This is a genomic window from Microcella sp., from assembly GCF_019739195.1.
Lineage (GTDB): Bacteria > Actinomycetota > Actinomycetes > Actinomycetales > Microbacteriaceae > Microcella.
The window spans coordinates 1,185,414-1,201,386 of record NZ_JAHHDS010000003.1 but is presented as its reverse complement, the minus strand read 5'-3'; the positions used below and the strand labels follow the sequence as shown (position 1 = coordinate 1,201,386).

General features: G+C 70.0%; 18 protein-coding genes. 14 read left to right on the top strand and 4 right to left on the bottom strand.

Going from position 1 to position 15,973, the window contains the following annotated elements; translation table 11 throughout:
• Positions 1-8: 8 nt before the first annotated feature.
• On the bottom strand, positions 9-1,883 hold the full coding sequence (locus KL788_RS07590; protein WP_293170004.1) for an acyltransferase family protein: 1,875 nt from the start codon (positions 1,881-1,883) through the stop codon (positions 9-11).
• A 71-nt stretch (positions 1,884-1,954) separates the two neighbouring features.
• Between KL788_RS07590 and truA the strand changes: the two genes are divergently transcribed.
• The 4 genes from truA to glmM all read left to right on the top strand — a co-directional run bounded on the left by truA (position 1,955) and on the right by glmM (position 5,342).
• Positions 1,955-2,827 (top strand): tRNA pseudouridine(38-40) synthase TruA, encoded by an 873-nt coding sequence (gene truA, locus KL788_RS07585; protein ID WP_293173243.1) that lies wholly within the window; start codon positions 1,955-1,957, stop codon positions 2,825-2,827.
• 151 nt (positions 2,828-2,978) lie between these two features.
• Positions 2,979-3,425 carry a 50S ribosomal protein L13 gene (gene rplM, locus KL788_RS07580; RefSeq protein WP_293170002.1) on the top strand — a complete coding sequence of 149 codons (447 nt, stop codon included), beginning with the start codon at positions 2,979-2,981 and terminating at the stop codon, positions 3,423-3,425.
• Between the two features lie 30 nt (positions 3,426-3,455).
• Entirely contained in the window at positions 3,456-3,956 is a 501-nt protein-coding gene (gene rpsI, locus KL788_RS07575; RefSeq protein ID WP_293170000.1) for a 30S ribosomal protein S9, read from the top strand.
• Between the two features lie 24 nt (positions 3,957-3,980).
• Entirely contained in the window at positions 3,981-5,342 is a 1,362-nt protein-coding gene (glmM, locus tag KL788_RS07570) for a phosphoglucosamine mutase (RefSeq protein ID WP_293169998.1), read from the top strand.
• On the opposite strand, the gene KL788_RS07565 is transcribed toward glmM, so the two are convergent.
• Both KL788_RS07565 and coaA read right to left on the bottom strand, forming a co-directional pair.
• The gene (locus KL788_RS07565; protein WP_293169996.1) at positions 5,339-6,175 is read right to left on the bottom strand and encodes a methyltransferase domain-containing protein; all 837 of its coding nucleotides are present in this window, start codon (positions 6,173-6,175) and stop codon (positions 5,339-5,341) included. The genes glmM and KL788_RS07565 overlap by 4 nt on opposite strands.
• A complete protein-coding gene (coaA, locus tag KL788_RS07560; RefSeq protein ID WP_293169994.1) occupies positions 6,175-7,134 on the bottom strand; it encodes a type I pantothenate kinase in 960 nt (319 codons plus the stop codon). Before coaA ends, KL788_RS07565 begins: the two co-directional genes overlap by 1 nt.
• A 77-nt stretch (positions 7,135-7,211) precedes the next feature.
• Between coaA and glmS the strand changes: the two genes are divergently transcribed.
• From glmS to KL788_RS07510, 10 genes are all read left to right on the top strand, one after another.
• Positions 7,212-9,062: a glutamine--fructose-6-phosphate transaminase (isomerizing) gene (glmS, locus tag KL788_RS07555; protein ID WP_293169992.1), complete on the top strand. Its 1,851-nt coding sequence runs from the start codon at positions 7,212-7,214 to the stop codon at positions 9,060-9,062.
• Positions 9,063-9,090: 28 nt separating this feature from the next.
• Positions 9,091-9,444, top strand: coding sequence for a holo-ACP synthase (locus KL788_RS07550; RefSeq protein WP_293169990.1), 354 nt, complete (start codon positions 9,091-9,093; stop codon positions 9,442-9,444).
• Positions 9,441-10,535, top strand: a complete 1,095-nt coding sequence (gene alr, locus KL788_RS07545) for an alanine racemase (protein WP_293169988.1) — start codon at positions 9,441-9,443, stop codon at positions 10,533-10,535. The genes KL788_RS07550 and alr overlap by 4 nt, the downstream gene beginning before the upstream one ends.
• Before the next feature lie 5 nt (positions 10,536-10,540).
• On the top strand, positions 10,541-11,041 hold the full coding sequence (tsaE, locus tag KL788_RS07540; RefSeq protein ID WP_293169986.1) for a tRNA (adenosine(37)-N6)-threonylcarbamoyltransferase complex ATPase subunit type 1 TsaE: 501 nt from the start codon (positions 10,541-10,543) through the stop codon (positions 11,039-11,041).
• Positions 11,025-11,633: a tRNA (adenosine(37)-N6)-threonylcarbamoyltransferase complex dimerization subunit type 1 TsaB gene (tsaB, locus tag KL788_RS07535; RefSeq protein WP_293169984.1), complete on the top strand. Its 609-nt coding sequence runs from the start codon at positions 11,025-11,027 to the stop codon at positions 11,631-11,633. The genes tsaE and tsaB overlap by 17 nt, the downstream gene beginning before the upstream one ends.
• Complete coding sequence (rimI, locus tag KL788_RS07530; RefSeq protein WP_293169982.1) at positions 11,633-12,091, top strand: ribosomal protein S18-alanine N-acetyltransferase; 459 nt, start codon at positions 11,633-11,635, stop codon at positions 12,089-12,091. The genes tsaB and rimI overlap by 1 nt, the downstream gene beginning before the upstream one ends.
• Positions 12,088-13,137, top strand: a complete 1,050-nt coding sequence (tsaD, locus tag KL788_RS07525) for a tRNA (adenosine(37)-N6)-threonylcarbamoyltransferase complex transferase subunit TsaD (RefSeq protein ID WP_293169980.1) — start codon at positions 12,088-12,090, stop codon at positions 13,135-13,137. Before rimI ends, tsaD begins: the two co-directional genes overlap by 4 nt.
• A gap of 106 nt (positions 13,138-13,243) precedes the next feature.
• The gene (locus tag KL788_RS07520; protein WP_293169978.1) at positions 13,244-13,552 is read left to right on the top strand and encodes a DUF4190 domain-containing protein; all 309 of its coding nucleotides are present in this window, start codon (positions 13,244-13,246) and stop codon (positions 13,550-13,552) included.
• Positions 13,553-13,645: 93 nt separating this feature from the next.
• Positions 13,646-13,897, top strand: a complete 252-nt coding sequence (locus KL788_RS07515; RefSeq protein WP_293169976.1) for a DUF4190 domain-containing protein — start codon at positions 13,646-13,648, stop codon at positions 13,895-13,897.
• Between the two features lie 80 nt (positions 13,898-13,977).
• Positions 13,978-14,634 (top strand): DUF4190 domain-containing protein, encoded by a 657-nt coding sequence (locus KL788_RS07510; protein ID WP_293169975.1) that lies wholly within the window; start codon positions 13,978-13,980, stop codon positions 14,632-14,634.
• A gap of 27 nt (positions 14,635-14,661) precedes the next feature.
• Here KL788_RS07510 and KL788_RS07505 read toward each other — a convergent pair whose 3' ends face one another.
• The gene (locus KL788_RS07505; RefSeq protein WP_293169973.1) at positions 14,662-15,843 is read right to left on the bottom strand and encodes a class I SAM-dependent methyltransferase; all 1,182 of its coding nucleotides are present in this window, start codon (positions 15,841-15,843) and stop codon (positions 14,662-14,664) included.
• Positions 15,844-15,973: the final 130 nt, after the last annotated feature.

The window sequence follows — 15,973 nt, the reverse complement described above, 5'->3', positions numbered from 1 at the left end:
TCGTCGCGTCAACGCGGACGCCACAGCTCGGGATTCTCGTCGTAGTCGATCAGTTCGGGCAGCGAGGCAAGGTAGAGCAGCGCGCTCTCGACGGCGCTGGCGTAGACCCGACCACCGGCTGACCCGGGGTGTACCTGGTCGCGCGCGAGCAGGTTCAACTGCGGTGCGATCGCGCGGCGCCAGTCAGCGACGACGACATCGCGGTAGTCGGCCGCGAAGGCGAACAGGTGACTGTTGACGACAGGAATCCAGTCGCGCGGCGCCTGGGCACTGACGAGCACGAGCTGCCGGTCGGGCCCGATGATCGACCGCACCTCGGCCAAGGTCGACGGATCGATCGACCCGTTGGTGCCGAGGTGCAGGATGACGATCGGGCGCAGCGCGTCGCGAGCCGCGAGCGACCGCACGATCTCGGGCGCCTGCCGCATCTGCCGCGAGACGACCGCGTCGATGGCGATGCCCGGCCACCGAGCCTGCAGCTGGGGGGCCGCCGCGAGCATGACCGAGTCTCCGATCGCGACGATCTGGTCGCCTGTCGCCAGCTTCGCGGCCGTGCCGTCGACCGGCGCGCGCTCTGACAGCGGGATGCGCAGAGGCTGCGCCGCGGCGGCGTCGAGAGCGGCCTGCCCGGCGGCGATGAAGGCGGCGGCCTCAGATTGCGCGGGTGCGCGCACCACCGCGGTCGCTGTGCCGGCGACCAATCCGGCGAGAGCGAGCCCGCTCGCCACGACCGTGACCACGCGACGGGGCCTCGGCCAGGTCGCGACGATGGCGCGCACGCGGCGCTGGCGCACGGGCTGCTCGAGCAGTCGGTAGCTCAGAGCGGCGAGGCCGATCGAGATGACGAGCGCGCCGAGCCCGAGCAGCCAGGCCTGTGGCCCCCCGCGGTCGACGAAGGGCAGGGCTGCTCCGAGCAGCATGAGCACGGGCCAGTGCCACAGGTAGAGCCCGTACGAGCGTTCGCCGAGCCAGCGGGGGAGCGGAGCATCCAGCACCGTCGCCGCTGACCCGCGCGGGTGCTCGGCGCTCACGATCAGTACGCCGGTGAGCAACACCGCAGCCACGAGCCCGCCCTGGTAGGTGGCGACCGAGTCGATCGACAGCACGACGCTCAAGGCCACCAGACCCAGCACGGAGAGCAGGGCGGCCGCATCGGCGGCCCAGCGGGGCACCCGCGTGACGGATGCCCGTTTCGCGATAGGCTCGCGGGCCACAGCCAGTCCGGCCCCGAGTAGCAGCCCGAAGCCGTGCGTGAGCGTCGAGTAGTACGCCGCCGAGGCGGGGGCCGGATCGATCGCGGGATCACCGGCGAGCAGCGCCATCGCTGCGGCAGACGCGACCGCGAGCGCGACCGGCAACGCGACGCGCAGGTGCCGCAGAGGCAGGGCGAGCAGAGCGATGACCGCCAGGGGCCACAGCAGGTAGAACTGCTCTTCGACCGCGAGCGACCAGAAGTGCCGGAAGAGCTCGGGGCTGGTCTGATCGAGGTAGGTCGAGCCGTTCGCAATCGACCACCAGTTGCTGCTGAAGGTGAGGGCTCCGGCGAGCTGCCAGCCGATGCCGACGAGAATGTCGCCGCCGATCAGGGCCGCCACGCTTGCCGAGAGCCCGACCACGACGATCAGGGCTGGCAGCAGCCGCCGGGCGCGCCTGGCCCAGAACCGGCGCAGCCTGACGCGACCCTCGAGACGATGCTCGGCGATGAGGAGCGCGGTGATGAGGTACCCGCTCACGACGAGGAAGATGTCGACGCCGAGAAACCCTCCCGGAGCGAGACCCGGAAACAGGTGGTACGCCAGCACGAGCGTGATCGCGAGCGCTCGCAGGCCGTCGAGACCCGCAAGCCGGGTGCCGTTCGCGGGGCTTGTGCTGATCGCAGACATCGTGAGAACAGTCTCTCGCGTTAGCGAGGAGGTGCGGATGCGCCGCTCTAGGATGATCGGTTGTGGAAACGGTGCGCCTGCGACTCGATGTCGCGTACGACGGCGCGGCTTTTTCGGGCTGGGGGCGGCAGCCGCGACTGCGCACGGTGCAGGGTGAGCTCGAACAAGCGGTCGCCACTCTGCTGCGCCACCCCGAGCACGAGGTGCGCCTGGTCGTGGCCGGCCGGACCGACGCGGGCGTGCACGCGATCGGTCAAGTCGCTCACATCGACCTCAGTGCTGACCAGTGGCGGGCGCTCGCGGCGTCGAGGCGGGCCGGCTCGGTCGAGGAGTCGCTCACCAGGAGGCTCAACGGCCTCATCAGCCGGCACGGGGCCGATGTCGTGGTCACCGGCGTCGCGCTAGCACCCGAGGGCTTCGACGCGCGCTTCTCGGCGCTCTGGCGCCGCTATCAGTACCGGGTCGCGGATGCCCGCAGCCTCCGTGATCCGCGTCGTCGCGGGCACACCCTCTGGCACACGGCCGACCTCGACCTCGAGGCCATGGATGCCGCGAGCCGAAGCCTCACGGGCCTTCATGACTTCGGGGCGTTCTGCCGGCCGCGCGAAGGCGCCACGACCATTCGCACGCTGCTCGACTACGGCTGGTCACGAGATTCCGACGGCGTGCTCATCGCCGACGTGCGGGCGGACGCGTTCTGCCACTCGATGGTGCGCGCACTCGTCGGCTCGGCCATCGAGGTCGGCAAGCACGAGCTGGGGCTCGACCAGCTGCACGCCGTGCTCGAGGGGGCGAGGCGCGAGAACGGTTTCTCGGTGGTCGCGGCGCGGGGCCTCACACTGATGGAGGTCGGCTACCCGCCCGACGACGAGCTCGCGGCACGGGCCGAGCTCACGCGCGCGCGTCGGGAACGCGCGGGGCGCTCGGCCGAGCCCTCAGATTGACCGACCGGCCTCGCGTGCACTAGTGTCGACCCTTGGTGTCCGTCGCCGACGGGCATCCGGTTGAGCCCTCCACCTCGGCGTTCCGCACGATCCGTGCGAGAACTCCTCCCGGAGCGGGATTCACGAACTACTCGACACGAAAGCCGTGATTGTGACGCGCACTTTCAGCCCCACGCCCGCTGACGTTCAGCACAACTGGGTCGTCATCGATGCCAACGATGTCGTCCTGGGCCGTCTCGCCAGCCACGCCGCCGCCCTGCTGCGGGGCAAGCACAAGCCCACCTTCGCCCAGCACATGGACATGGGCGACTTCGTCATCATCATCAACGCCGAGAAGGTCGCGTTGACGGGGTCGAAGCTCACTCAGAAGAAGGCCTACCGCCACTCCGGCTACCCGGGCGGACTCACGGCCACGACCTACTCCGAACTGCTGGAGAAGAACCCCGTGCGCGCCGTCGAGAAGGCCATTCGAGGCATGCTGCCGAAGAACTCGCTGGGCCGCGCCCAGATCAAGAAGCTCAAGGTCTATGCGGGTGCCGAGCACCCTCACGCTGCGCAGCAGCCGACGACCTACACCCTCGACCAGGTCGCTCAGTAGCGACCGCGCAGACGCTAAAGGACACGCATCGTGGCAGACGTTACGAACACTGACGAAACGAACATCGACGAGGTTGCTCCCGAGTCGTACACCACCGAGTCGGCTGCGCCCGTCGAGACGGCCGCGCCCCGCGCCGTGCTCTCGGTCGGCGGCCAGGCCGTCGGTCGACGCAAGCAGGCGATCGCCCGCGTGCGCATCACTCCCGGCGCTGGCACCTACTCGGTCAACGGGCGCACGCTCGAGCAGTACTTTCCGAACAAGCTGCACCAGCAGCTCATCAACGACCCCTTCACGGTTCTGCAGCTCGGCGGCGCGTACGACGTGATCGCCCGCATCACCGGCGGTGGCCCCTCGGGCCAGGCTGGTGCGCTGCGCCTCGCGATCGCCCGCGCGCTCAACGAGATTGACCGCGAGAACAACCGCGCCATCCTCAAGAAGGCCGGCTTCCTCACGCGCGACGCGCGCGTGATCGAGCGCAAGAAGGCCGGTCTCAAGAAGGCGCGCAAGGCTCCTCAGTACTCGAAGCGCTAGTCGCCCGGGTTCTGGTCGAACGCGATGGGTCGACTTTTCGGCACTGACGGGGTTCGAGGGCTGGCCAACGGTGATCTCACCGCTGACCTCGCCCTCGGGCTCTCGCAGGCAGCCGCGCTCGTGCTCACCTCCGGTCGGCACGCTGAAGAGTTGCGCGCAGCGGGCAAGAGGCCCACGGCGATCGTCGCCCGCGATCCGCGGGTCTCAGGGCAATTCCTCACGGCAGCAGTCTCGGCCGGGCTCGCGAGCTCGGGCATCGACGTGCTCGATGCGGGTGTCATTCCGACTCCGGCGGCGGCCTTTCTCGTCGGCGACATCGGTGCCGACTTCGGCGTCATGATCTCGGCGTCGCACAACCCGGCTCCTGACAACGGCATTAAGTTCTTCTCGTACGGCGGCACGAAGCTGCCCGACGCCGTCGAAGATCGCATCGAAGACGCGCTCGCGGGCGAGAAGCTCGCACCGACCGGTGCCGGCGTAGGCCGCATTCAACGCTTCGCCGACGCCGAAGACCGCTACGTGCTGCACCTGCTGGGCACCCTCGACGTCTCGCTCGAAGGGCTGCATGTCGTCATCGACTGCGCACACGGAGCCGCGGCCGGCATCTCGCCGCGCGTCTTCGCCGATGCTGGCGCTCGCGTGACCGTGATCGGCAGCGACCCCGATGGGCTCAACATCAACGATGGCGTGGGCTCGACGCATCTCGACCCGCTGCGCGCGGCGGTCGTCGAGCTCGGCGCCGATCTGGGCATCGCTCACGACGGCGACGCTGACCGGTGCCTGGCGGTGGATGCTCACGGCAACATCATCGACGGCGACCAGATCATGGCCATCATCGCCCTGTCGATGCACGCGCGCGGGGCTCTCGTCGACGACACGCTCGTCGCCACCGTGATGAGCAACCTCGGCCTCAAGCGCGCGATGCAGCACCACGGCATCCGCATGATCGAGACCAAGGTCGGCGACCGCTACGTGCTCGAGGCGCTCGCCGAGCACGAGCTCAGTCTCGGCGGCGAGCAGTCGGGGCACATCATCTTCAGCGAGCACGCGACGACCGGCGACGGCATTCTGACCGGCCTGCAGATCGCGGCCGAGATGGCTCGCACGAAGAAAACGGTGGCCGAGCTGGCCGGTGTCATGACCGTGTTCCCGCAGGTGCTCATCAACGTGCGCGGCGTCGATCGCGCAGCGCTCGAAGGCCACGAGGTCGTCGCTGAGGCGGTCGCGGCCGAAGAGGCGGCACTGGGTGACAGCGGTCGCGTGCTGTTGCGGGCGAGCGGCACCGAGCCGATGGTGCGCGTCATGGTCGAGGCGGCCGATCAGGCGACAGCAGAAGCGGTGGCTGAACGCCTCGCCGCTGTCGTGCGCGAGCAGCTCGCGGTCTAAACGACCTTCGGCGTCGCGATGACCTCGACGTGGGTCATGGTGAGCATCGCGTCGTCGTGCTGCGCCCACTCGCGCCACGCCTCGCTGATGGTTTGCAGCTCTGCCTGCGTCGCATGCCCGCCGTCGAGGGCGTCGCGCGCGAACGACGAGTGCAGCACTCGCTCAGCCCACGCTCCACCCCACCAAGCCCGGTCGACCTCGTCGCTGAAGAGCCAGACGGTCGCCGTGGTCTCGACGGCATCGAGCCTGGCGGCGTGCGCCCAGGCCTTGAGATGTCGACCCGCGTCGGGCTCGCCCCCATTGCCCCGGTGCACGCGCTGATAGAGGTCGAGCCAGAGCGCGAGACCGGGCAGCAGCGGAAACCAGCTCGTCACGGCGTAGTCGACCTCGCGCGCGGCGATCGTGCCTCCCGGCGCGGTGACCCGCGCCATCTCGCGCAGCATCGCGACGGGGTCGGCGACGTGCTGCAACGTCTGATGGGTGTGCGTGATGTCGAACGCGCCGTCGTCGAAGGGCAGCGCGAAGGCATCGCCCTGCACGAACGTCGCGGTCGAGCCGACCTCGACCGCGTGCGAATGGGCCGCCGCGATCGCGTCGGGTGCGGCGTCGAGACCGACCACACGCCCGGGAGAGAGCCGTTCGGCGAACTCGGCCGTGATCGTGCCGGGCCCGCACCCCACATCGAGCAGAGATCGACCGGCGACGAGGTGCGGCTCGAGGTACGCGGCCGAGTTGGCGATCGTGCGCCAGCGATGCACCGAGAGCACGCTCGCGTGGTGACCGTGGGTGTACTTCGCGGAGTCGGCCGAGGCCGAGTCAGGTGTCTCAGCCATCAGATCTTGCGCAGCAGGATCGTCTCGACGCTGTGGTCGCTCGCCTTGCGCAGCACGAGCGACGCGCGCGCCTTCGTCGGCAGGATGTTCTCGATGAGGTTCGGCTCGTTGATCTCGCGCCAGATCTCCCGTGCCTTAGCCCGCGCCTCATCAGGGGCGAGCGCGGCGTAGCGGTGAAAGTAGCTGCGCGGGTCGGTGAAGGCGCCGCGCTGCAGAGCCATAAAGCGGTCTTCGTACCACTGCGCGATATCGCTCGTGCGAGCATCCACATAGATCGTGAAGTCGAACAGATCGCTCACCGCGAGCGATGCGCCCGGCCCCGGCGGCTGCAGCACGTTGAGGCCTTCGACAATGAGGATGTCGGGGCGGCGCACGATGATCTCGGCACCGGGCACACGGTCGTAGGTGAGGTGGCTGTAGACGGGCGCCCGCACTTCATCGGCGCCCGCCTTGACCCGGGCGACGAAGCGCAGCAGCGAGCGGCGATCGTACGATTCAGGAAAACCCTTGCGGTGCAGGATGCCCCGTCGTGCGAGTTCGGGGGTCGGCAGCAGAAAGCCGTCGGTCGTCACGCGCTCGACGCGCGGAGTGTCTTCCCACCGCGACAGCAGCTCGCGCAGCAGGCGGGCGATCGTCGACTTGCCGACCGCGACCGAGCCCGCGACGCCGATGACGAAGGGGGTGTGCTGCCCGGGCTCGCGCAAGAAGCTGCGGGTCGCCGCGTGCAGGTCGCGAGCGCCGACGGCGTAGAGGCTGAGCAGTCGGCTCAGCGGAACGTAGACCTCGGCGACCTCGCGCATGTCGAGCGAGTCGCCCAGGCCGCGCAACTGCACCAGCTCGGTCTCACGAAGCGGTTGCGGCGTCTCGGGGGCGAGCGCGGCCCAGCGCCGCCGGTCGATCTCGTCGAACGGGCTCGTCTCGCGCGCGAGGGTGTCGCGCGGTGCGCTCGGCTCGGCCATCGCCCCCACAGTACCCCCGCGGGGCATCCCTTGTTCCTGACCGGCCCGCCGGGGCGCGAGCCCTAGAATGGTCGGCTATGTGCGGAATCGTGGGGTATGTCGGAACCCGGGGCAGCGTCGAGGTGCTGCTGGGCGGTCTCAAGCGACTCGAGTATCGGGGTTACGACTCGGCGGGTGTCGCCGTCATCGACGACGCCGGGCACCTCGATACGCGTAAGCACGCGGGCAAGCTCGGCATTCTGAGCGCCGATCTCGATGCGTCGCCGCTCACCGACGGCCAGACCGGTATCGGTCACACGCGCTGGGCGACCCACGGCGGGCCCACCGACGAGAACGCCCACCCGCACCTCGGCGACGGGGGCAAGCTCGCGCTCATTCACAACGGCATCATCGAGAACTTCTCCGAGCTCAAGACCGAGCTGCTCGCGAGTGGGCACGAGTTCAGCTCTGAGACCGACAGCGAAGTCGCCGCACTGCTCGTGGGCGACGCGTTCCGCGAGACGGGCGACCTGACCACGGCGATGCTGCAGGTCGTCAACCGTCTCGAGGGCGCTTTCACCCTGCTCGCCGTGCACGCCGACCAACCCCACGTCGTCGTCGGCGCTCGCCGAAACTCGCCACTCGTGATCGGGCTCGGCGAGGGCGAGAATTTTCTCGGCAGCGACGTCGCCGCCTTCGTCGAGTACACACACCGCGCGATGGAGATCGGGCAGGACCAGCTCGTCACCATCCGCCCCGACAGTGTTGACGTCGTCGACTTCGCCGGTCAGCCGGTCACCCCGAGCACCTTCGAGGTGAACTGGGATGCCTCGGCCGCCGAGAAGGGCGGCTGGTCGAGCTTCATGGCGAAAGAGATCAGCGAAGAGCCCGAGGCTGTCGCGAAGACCATTCTCGGCCGTGTGCACGACGGTCTCGTCGACCTGCCCGAGGTCGTCGCCCTCGGCGAGGGCGCGCTCGCGAGCATCGACCGGGTCGTCATCATCGCGTGCGGCACCGCCGCCTATGCGGGAATGGTCGGCAAGTACGCCATCGAGAAGTGGGCGCGCGTACCCGTCGATGTCGAGCTCGCGCACGAGTTCCGCTACCGGGAGCCGGTGCTGTCGCCGAACACCCTCGTGGTCTCGATTAGCCAGTCGGGCGAGACCATGGACACGCTCATGGCGGTCAAGTACGCGAAAGAGCAGGGCGCCCGCACCCTGTCGATCTGCAACACCCAGGGTGCGACGATTCCGCGCGAGTCTGACGCCGTGGTCTACACGCACGCCGGCCCCGAGGTCGCGGTCGCCTCGACCAAGGCCTTCGTCGCGCAGATCACCGCGATCTACCTGCTGGGCCTGCAACTGGGCCAGGTGCGCGGCACCCTCAGCCCCGAGCAGGCTCGCGAGCTCGTCGTCGAGCTGCAGGCCGTGCCGGAGAAGCTCGCGTCGGTGCTCGCAACGGGAGAGCGCATCGCCGAGCTCGCGCACTGGATGGCCGACACCCGCTCGGTGCTCTTCCTGGGCCGCCACGTCGGCTACCCGGTAGCCCTCGAGGGCGCGCTCAAGCTCAAAGAGCTCGCCTATATTCACGCAGAGGGCTTCGCCGCCGGAGAACTCAAGCACGGGCCGATCGCCCTCATCGAGCCCGGGCAGGTGGTGTTCGTGATCGTGCCGAGCCCGCGTGACCCAAGCTCGCTGCACGCGAAGGTCGTCTCGAACATCCAAGAGATCAGGGCTCGCGGAGCCCGGGTCATCGCGATCGCTGAAGAGGGCGACGTCGCGGTGCTGCCGCACGCCGACGAGGTGATTCGCATTCCGCTCGCCTCACCGTTCTTCGAGCCGCTGCTCGCGGTCGTGCCCCTGCATATCTTCGGCATGGAGCTTGCTGCGGCGAAGGGTCTCGACGTCGACCAGCCGCGCAACCTCGCCAAGTCGGTCACGGTCGAGTAGTCGCACGACGAGAGGGCGGTCGAGGCGCATGGCGATCGTGGGCGTGGGAGTCGACATCGTCGACCTCGCTCGGTTCGAGCGCGCGCTCGACCGCACGCCGCGCCTGCGCGACCGCCTGTTCACGACGGACGAGGCCTCGCTGCCGTTGCGGTCGCTCGCGAGCCGGTTCGCGGCGAAAGAGGCCTTACTGAAGGCCCTGGGCGACACGGTTGGCGCACGATGGCACGACATGCGCATCGTGAGCGATGCCGAGGGCAACCCCGACCTCGTCGTGACCGGGCGGGTCGCCGACATCGTCGCGGCGCGCGGCATCGCCTCGCTGCACGTCTCGCTCTCGCACGACGCGGGGGTCGCGATCGCCTTCGTGGTGGCCGAATCATGAGCTCACCGCTGCGCGAAGCACGCATCTCTGCCGCGGCGATCGGCGCGAACGCCGCACTGCTGCGGCAGCGCGTCGCGACGCGGCACGCCATGGCGGTCGTCAAGGCCGATGGCTACGGCCACGGCGCCATCACGGTGGCGCATGCGGTGCTCGATGCAGGCTTCGACCACCTCGGCGTCGCCGATCTCGACGAAGCATTCGAGTTGCGCGCGGCCGGCATCGACGCTCCCGTGCTCGCGTGGCTGCACGGGCCGGTGATCGATGCGGCTGCTGCTGCCGAGGCCGGCATCGCGATCGGGCTGAGCTCGCTCGCGCAGCTCGAGCAGGTCGCCCGCGCAGGGCACCGTACGGCGGTGCACCTCAAGGTCGACACGGGTCTGAGCCGCAACGGCGTGGCCGAGGCCGACTGGGGCCCGGTCGTCGAGCGGCTCGCGGCGGCGGTCGCCGACGGCAGTGTGCGCCTCGAGGGCGTCTTCAGCCATCTCTCGAACACGTCGGCCGACGACGATCGGGCGCAGATCACCGCCTTCGAGCGATTTCTGGATGCTGTGCGCAGCGTCGGGCTCGACCCGGGCATCCGTCATCTCGCCGCGTCGGCGGGTGCTCTCGACCACCCGGCCGCGCGCTATGACATGGTGCGTTTCGGCATCGCCCTGTACGGCATCGCTCCCGAGCCGCACCTGCGCGGTGTGGTGCCGCTGCGGCCCGCCATGCGGCTGAGTTCTGAGGTCGTCGGGGTCAAGCGTGTGCCGGCCGGCAGCGGGGTCTCGTACGGCTACCGGCATCGCACGAGCGCGGCGACGACGCTCGCGCTCGTGCCGCTGGGCTACGCCGACGGCGTGCCGCGGGCGGCCGTCGACGCGCCCGTGCGCATCGGTGATGCCCTGCTACGCGTCGTGGGTCGCATCGCCATGGACCAGCTCGTCGTCGACGCCGGCGATGCCCCCGTCGCGGTCGGCGACCGCGCGGTGCTGTGGGGCGACCCCGCGCAGGGCGACCCTCACGTCGATGAGTGGGCCGATGCGGCCGGCACCATCGCCTATGAGCTCGTGACGCGTCTCGGCCGACGTGTGCACCGCACTCTCGGTTGATGCCCATGACCATCACTCTCACAATCACCGACCCCGAGTCGATGGCCCGCCTCGGCGCGGCGATCGCTGCCGGCCTCACGGCGGGCGACGTCGTGCTGCTCACGGGCGAGCTCGGCGCCGGCAAGACGACCTTGACCCGCGGTCTCGGTGACGCGCTCGGAGTGCGAGGCACGGTCACGAGCCCGACCTTCGTGCTCGCCCGCACCCATCCGCGCGCCGAGGGTGCACCACTCGTGCACGTCGACGCCTACCGGCTCAGCGGAGCCGAAGAGCTCGACGATCTCGATCTCGACTTCGAGAAGTCGATCGTGGTCGTCGAGTGGGGTGCCGGGCTCATCGAGCACCTCGTCGACGAGTGGCTCGCCGTGACGATCGCGCGACCGACGGGCGCGACCGCGCACGCGGTCGGGGAAGCGACCGAGCCCATCGAGCCCCGCACGGTCACGATCGAGGGCGTCGGCCCGCGCTGGAGCGACCTAGGCTGGCTGCATGCTGCTGGCGATTGACACTTCGGCGGGCACCGCCGTCGCGCTCGTCGCCGACGATGGCCGCGTGCTCGCCGAGCGCTCGACCGCCGACACCCGCCGGCATGCCGAGGTCATCGGCCCCTTTCTCGCCGAGGTGCTCGCGGCCGAGGGCTCGACGCCGCTGACGGGAGTCGTCACGGGCATCGGCCCAGGGCCCTATACGGGGCTGCGCGTCGGCATCGCGGCCGCGCGGGCGGTCGCGTTCGCGCGCGGAATCCCGCTGCATGCCGTGCCCAGCCACGATGCTGTCGCGCTCTCGCTCGTCGAGGGCGGAGTGGCGGCGGGCCGCTTCAGCATCGTGACGGATGCGCGTCGTCGCGAAGTGGCCGTGACCATATACAGCGCGGCGCTTCCGCTGCCGCGCGAGATCGAGCCCGCGCACCTGGTGCCGCGCATCGACTGGGTGCCCGAGGAGGGCGTTGCGGCCTACGAGGTGACCGAGATTCCCGCCGCTCCGCTCGCCCACGCAGCTCTCGCGCGCATGGCTGCCGGTGTCGCGCCGCTCTCGCCGCGGCCGCTCTACCTGCGCCAGCCCGACGTCACGCTCTCGACGCCCAAGCGGGTGAGCTGATGAACGACGTCGTCATCCGCGATGCCGACCTCGGCGACCTCAACGCCATCATGCGACTCGAGACAGAGACCTTCGCGACCGACGCCTGGAGCCGCGACGTCATGGCCGCCGAGCTCGCCTCGCCGAGCACGCAGTACCTGGTCGCCGAGTCGGGCGGCGTGCTCGTGGGCTATGCCGGTCTGAGCGCACCGGCGGGGTCTGAGCAGGCCGACATTCAGACCATCGCGGTCGACCCGACCCACCGACGGCTCGGCATTGGCCGTGTGCTGCTGCGGCAACTGCTGGCACTGGCGCAGTCGCGCGGGGTTGTCGACGTGCTACTCGAAGTGCGGGCCGACAACCCGGGCGCCCAGCGGCTCTACGAGCTCAACGGCTTCACCGCGATCGCCGTGCGCCCCCGGTATTACCAGCCCGACGACGTCGACGCCATCGTTATGCGGTTCGAGGTGGGGTCATGAGTGTTGTCGTGCTCGGCATCGAGACGAGCTGCGACGAGACGGGCATCGGCATCGTGCGGGGCACGACGCTGCTCGCCAATGTCATCTCATCGTCGATGGACGAGCACGCGCGGTTCGGCGGCGTCGTGCCCGAGGTCGCCGCGCGCGCCCATCTCGAGGCGATCGAGCCCGCGCTGCGCCAGGCGCTCGCCGAGGCTGAGGTGACGCTCGCCGAGATCGATGCCATCGCCGTCACGAGCGGCCCCGGCCTCTCGGGCGCCCTCATGGTCGGGGTGGGCGCGGCGAAAGCGCTCGCGGTGGCTCTCGACAAGCCCTTCTACGCGGTGAATCACCTCGTCGGTCACGTCGGCGCCGATGTGCTGCGTGCTGAAGGCGAAGGCGAGATCGAGCTGCCCACGATCGCGCTCTTGGTGTCGGGCGGCCACACGTCGCTGCTGCTCGTGCGCGACCTCACGAGCGATGTCGAGCTGCTCGGCGAGACGATCGACGACGCCGCGGGCGAAGCCTTCGACAAGGTCGCGCGGCTGCTCGGTCTGCCGTACCCCGGCGGGCCGCACATCGACCGGGTGGCATCCGAGGGCGACCCTGCCGCCGTGCGGTTTCCCCGCGGGCTCACTCTGCCGAAAGATCTTGAGCGGCACCGCTATGACTTCTCGTTCTCGGGCCTCAAGACCGCCGTCGCCCGGCACGTGGAGAAACTGCGGGATGCGGGCGAGCCGGTGCCGGTGGCCGACATCGCCGCCTCGTTTCGCGAAGCGGTCGCCGATGTGCTCACTGCGAAAGCCGTTGCAGCCTGCCGCGACCTCGACGTGCCCCGACTGCTGCTTGGAGGGGGAGTCGCGGCGAATGCGCGGGTGCGAGCCCTCGCCGCCGAGCGATGCGCCGCCGAGGGCGTAGCGTTGCGCATCCCGCCCCTGTCGCTCTGCACCGACAACGGCGCCATGATCGCCGCACTCGCTGCGCAGCTCATCGCTTCGGGCCACCCGCCGTCGCCGCTCGACGTGAGCGCCGACTCGACCCTGCCGGTCACGATCATTCAGGCGTGAGCGCTCTGAACTCCCCGTGGTGAGTCGTTGACACCCTGGGGTGACGCTGAAACGATAGGGGCCGTGCCCGCTCGGGCGCAGCCCTCAGCCGTACTGGAGAGAATTCATGTCTGACGTCACCCCGCCGCCCCCCGCACCGGAGCCCACGCCCTACGCCTCGGCCCCCGCCGGCCCCAAGACGAACACCATGGCGATCATCTCGCTCGTGCTCGCGTTCTTCATCTCCCTCGGCGCGGTCATCACCGGCCACATCGCCCTGGGCCAGATCAAGCGCACGGGCGAGGGTGGGCGCGGCCTTGCGATCGCCGGCTTGATCCTCGGCTACCTCGGCCTGCTCGTCGGCCTGCTCGTCATCATCTTCTGGGCGAGCATCTTCGGCATCGCTGCATCGACGGGCAACCTGACCGTCAACTAGACGATCGGTCTCTCGGGCCCGCACTCACGGTGAAACCGGAGTGCGGGCCCGTATCCTTTCAGCGACCCACCGATCGTCCTCGACCCGAACGGCATGCCCACGATGACCGACGACACCGCAGCTCGCCCCACCAACCGCCTGGCACCGGTCGCGCTCATCCTCGCCATCCTCGTTCCGATCGCGGGGGCAGTGCTCGGCCACCTCACGTTGCGGCAGATCGCGCAGACCGGCGAGCCCGGTCGCGGCATGGCGCTCGCGGCGACGATCATCGGCTGGGTCGGCACGGTCGCCTGGTTCGTGTTTTGGGGCGTGTTCCTCTCAACCCTCCGGGGGCTCACGGCCTGAGCCAAGGGCCGGTCGATACGCTGGGGGCAGCATCGGGGTGCATCGACGCCCCGCCGCCCGCGTGAGATAAAGGAGTTCTTGTGGCCCGATCGACTGTTCCTCCGCCCCCGCCGGCTCCTGACGGCGAGGCTGGCGCCCCGGTTCCCGGAACCGCGGCCGCGAAGCCCGCCGCAGCGGCGAAGTCGGCGGCCGCGAAGGCCCCTGCCGCCAAGAAGGCCCCCGCTGCCCAGAAGGCTCCCGCTGCCCAGAAGCCGGCAACGTCACCGAAGGCCCCGACGACGACTGCCGCCGCGAAGGCCGATTCGCCTGCTGGTGCTCCCGCGGTCGCCCCGCCGCCCGCCGCCGGCATGGCAGCGGTCGAGCCCGCCCGACCGAACCCCTATGCGGCACCGCCGGTCGCCCCGCCGCCCGGCGTCGTGCCCAGCCCCTACGCGGGCGCTCCCGCTGCTCAGCCGTCGACGCTGAGCGTGCTGTCGCTCGTCTTCGGCGTCATCGGGCTCGTGCTCTCGCTCTTCCTCGTCGGGCTTCTGCCGGCGATCGCGGGAGTGATTCTTGGGCACATCGCGCTCAAGCGCGAGCCGCACGCGCGCGGCATGGCCGTCGGCGGTCTTGTCACCGGCTACGTCGGCGTCGCCATCTCGGTGCTCTGGGCGCTCATCATTCTCGTGCCGCTGCTGCTGGTGTGGATCGCGGTCGGTGCGGTCGGGGTCACCGGCGGTCTCACCGGGGGCTTCTAGCGGCCACGAGCGCGATCGACCGCGCGATCAGTCGCAGCGTTCGGCGAGCAGCGCCGTGCGGGTGCCCGCGATGCGGGTGAGCACCAGCACGGCAGAGGCATCACCGCGCAGCTTGAGGCGCGGGCGCAACTTCGCCGGGTCGATGTCGATGCCCCGCTTCTTGATCTCGAGCGTGCCGATGCCACGGGCGGCGAGTTCACGCGCGAGCAGCTTCTCGTCGAGCGGAAAGCGTTCGAGCACGCGGAACGCTCGGGCGAACGGCGTCGGCTCGAGCCGGTCGGCGGTGATGTAGGCGATGGTCTCGTCGAGCATCCGCCCCCCGAGGCTGCGCGCGAGATCACCGATCAACCGGGCGCGGATGACGGCCCTGTCGGGCTCGTAGAGGTAGTCGCCAAGCTCGCCGACCTCGACGTCGGCAGAATCGGCCTCGGCCCGTAGTTCGGCGGGCGGCTGGTCGCCGCGCAGCACGAGCGCGGCCCGCGCCACCCCGGGTCGGGCCAAGACACCCGACCAGAGCACGAGCTCGACGACGTCGCCGTCGACCGAGATCCACAGCGCTTCGAGCCCGGCGGGCAACAGGTCGCGATGCATGCCAGGAGCGAGCTTGATGCCCGCCGGTCGCTGGGCGGCGAGGGCGAGCGCCTGATCGAGGCTCGGTGACCAGTCGTCGGGCGAGGTGAGCCGTGAGACCCCGTCGCGCCGTGCAGGGTCGAGCCAGATGCCGTCGATGCCGTCGAGTGACTGTTCGAGAGCGTCGCCGTGCACGACGCGCGCCGAGTCCCACGGCGCAAGGTTGTAGGCGGCGATCGCGGCCGTGACCTCGTCGCGCTCGACGGCCGTGACCCGCAGGTCGATCGCCGCCATCGCCATGGCGTCGCCGCCGATGCCGCAGCCGAGGTCGGCGATGTGCTCGAGACCGGCTGCCGAGAAGCGACCAGCGTGAAGGGCTGCGACCGTGAGCCGCGACGCTTGCTCGAGGCCGTCGGGCGTGAAGAGCATCCGCTCGGCGAACGGGCCGAACTTGGCGACCGCGCGGCGACGCAGCCGGTACTGCGTCAGCACGGCGGCGACCCTGGCGGCCGGATGCCCGGCGCGACGCAGGCGCGAGACGAGTGCCACGGCGCCGCTCAGGTCGTCGCTCGGCTCGAGGCTGTCGAGCAGCTGCAGCGCCTCGGGCGTGAGCAGTTCGCGCAGTTCGCTCGCATCCATCCCCCGATGATGCCACCTGCCGTGCTGACCGTCGTTGGCACTCGGATTGCGTGAGTGCTAACCGCTTGGGTACAGTAGACCTGGCACTCGCACGTCGAGTGTGCCAACCCCCTCATCGTCGTAAGAAAGA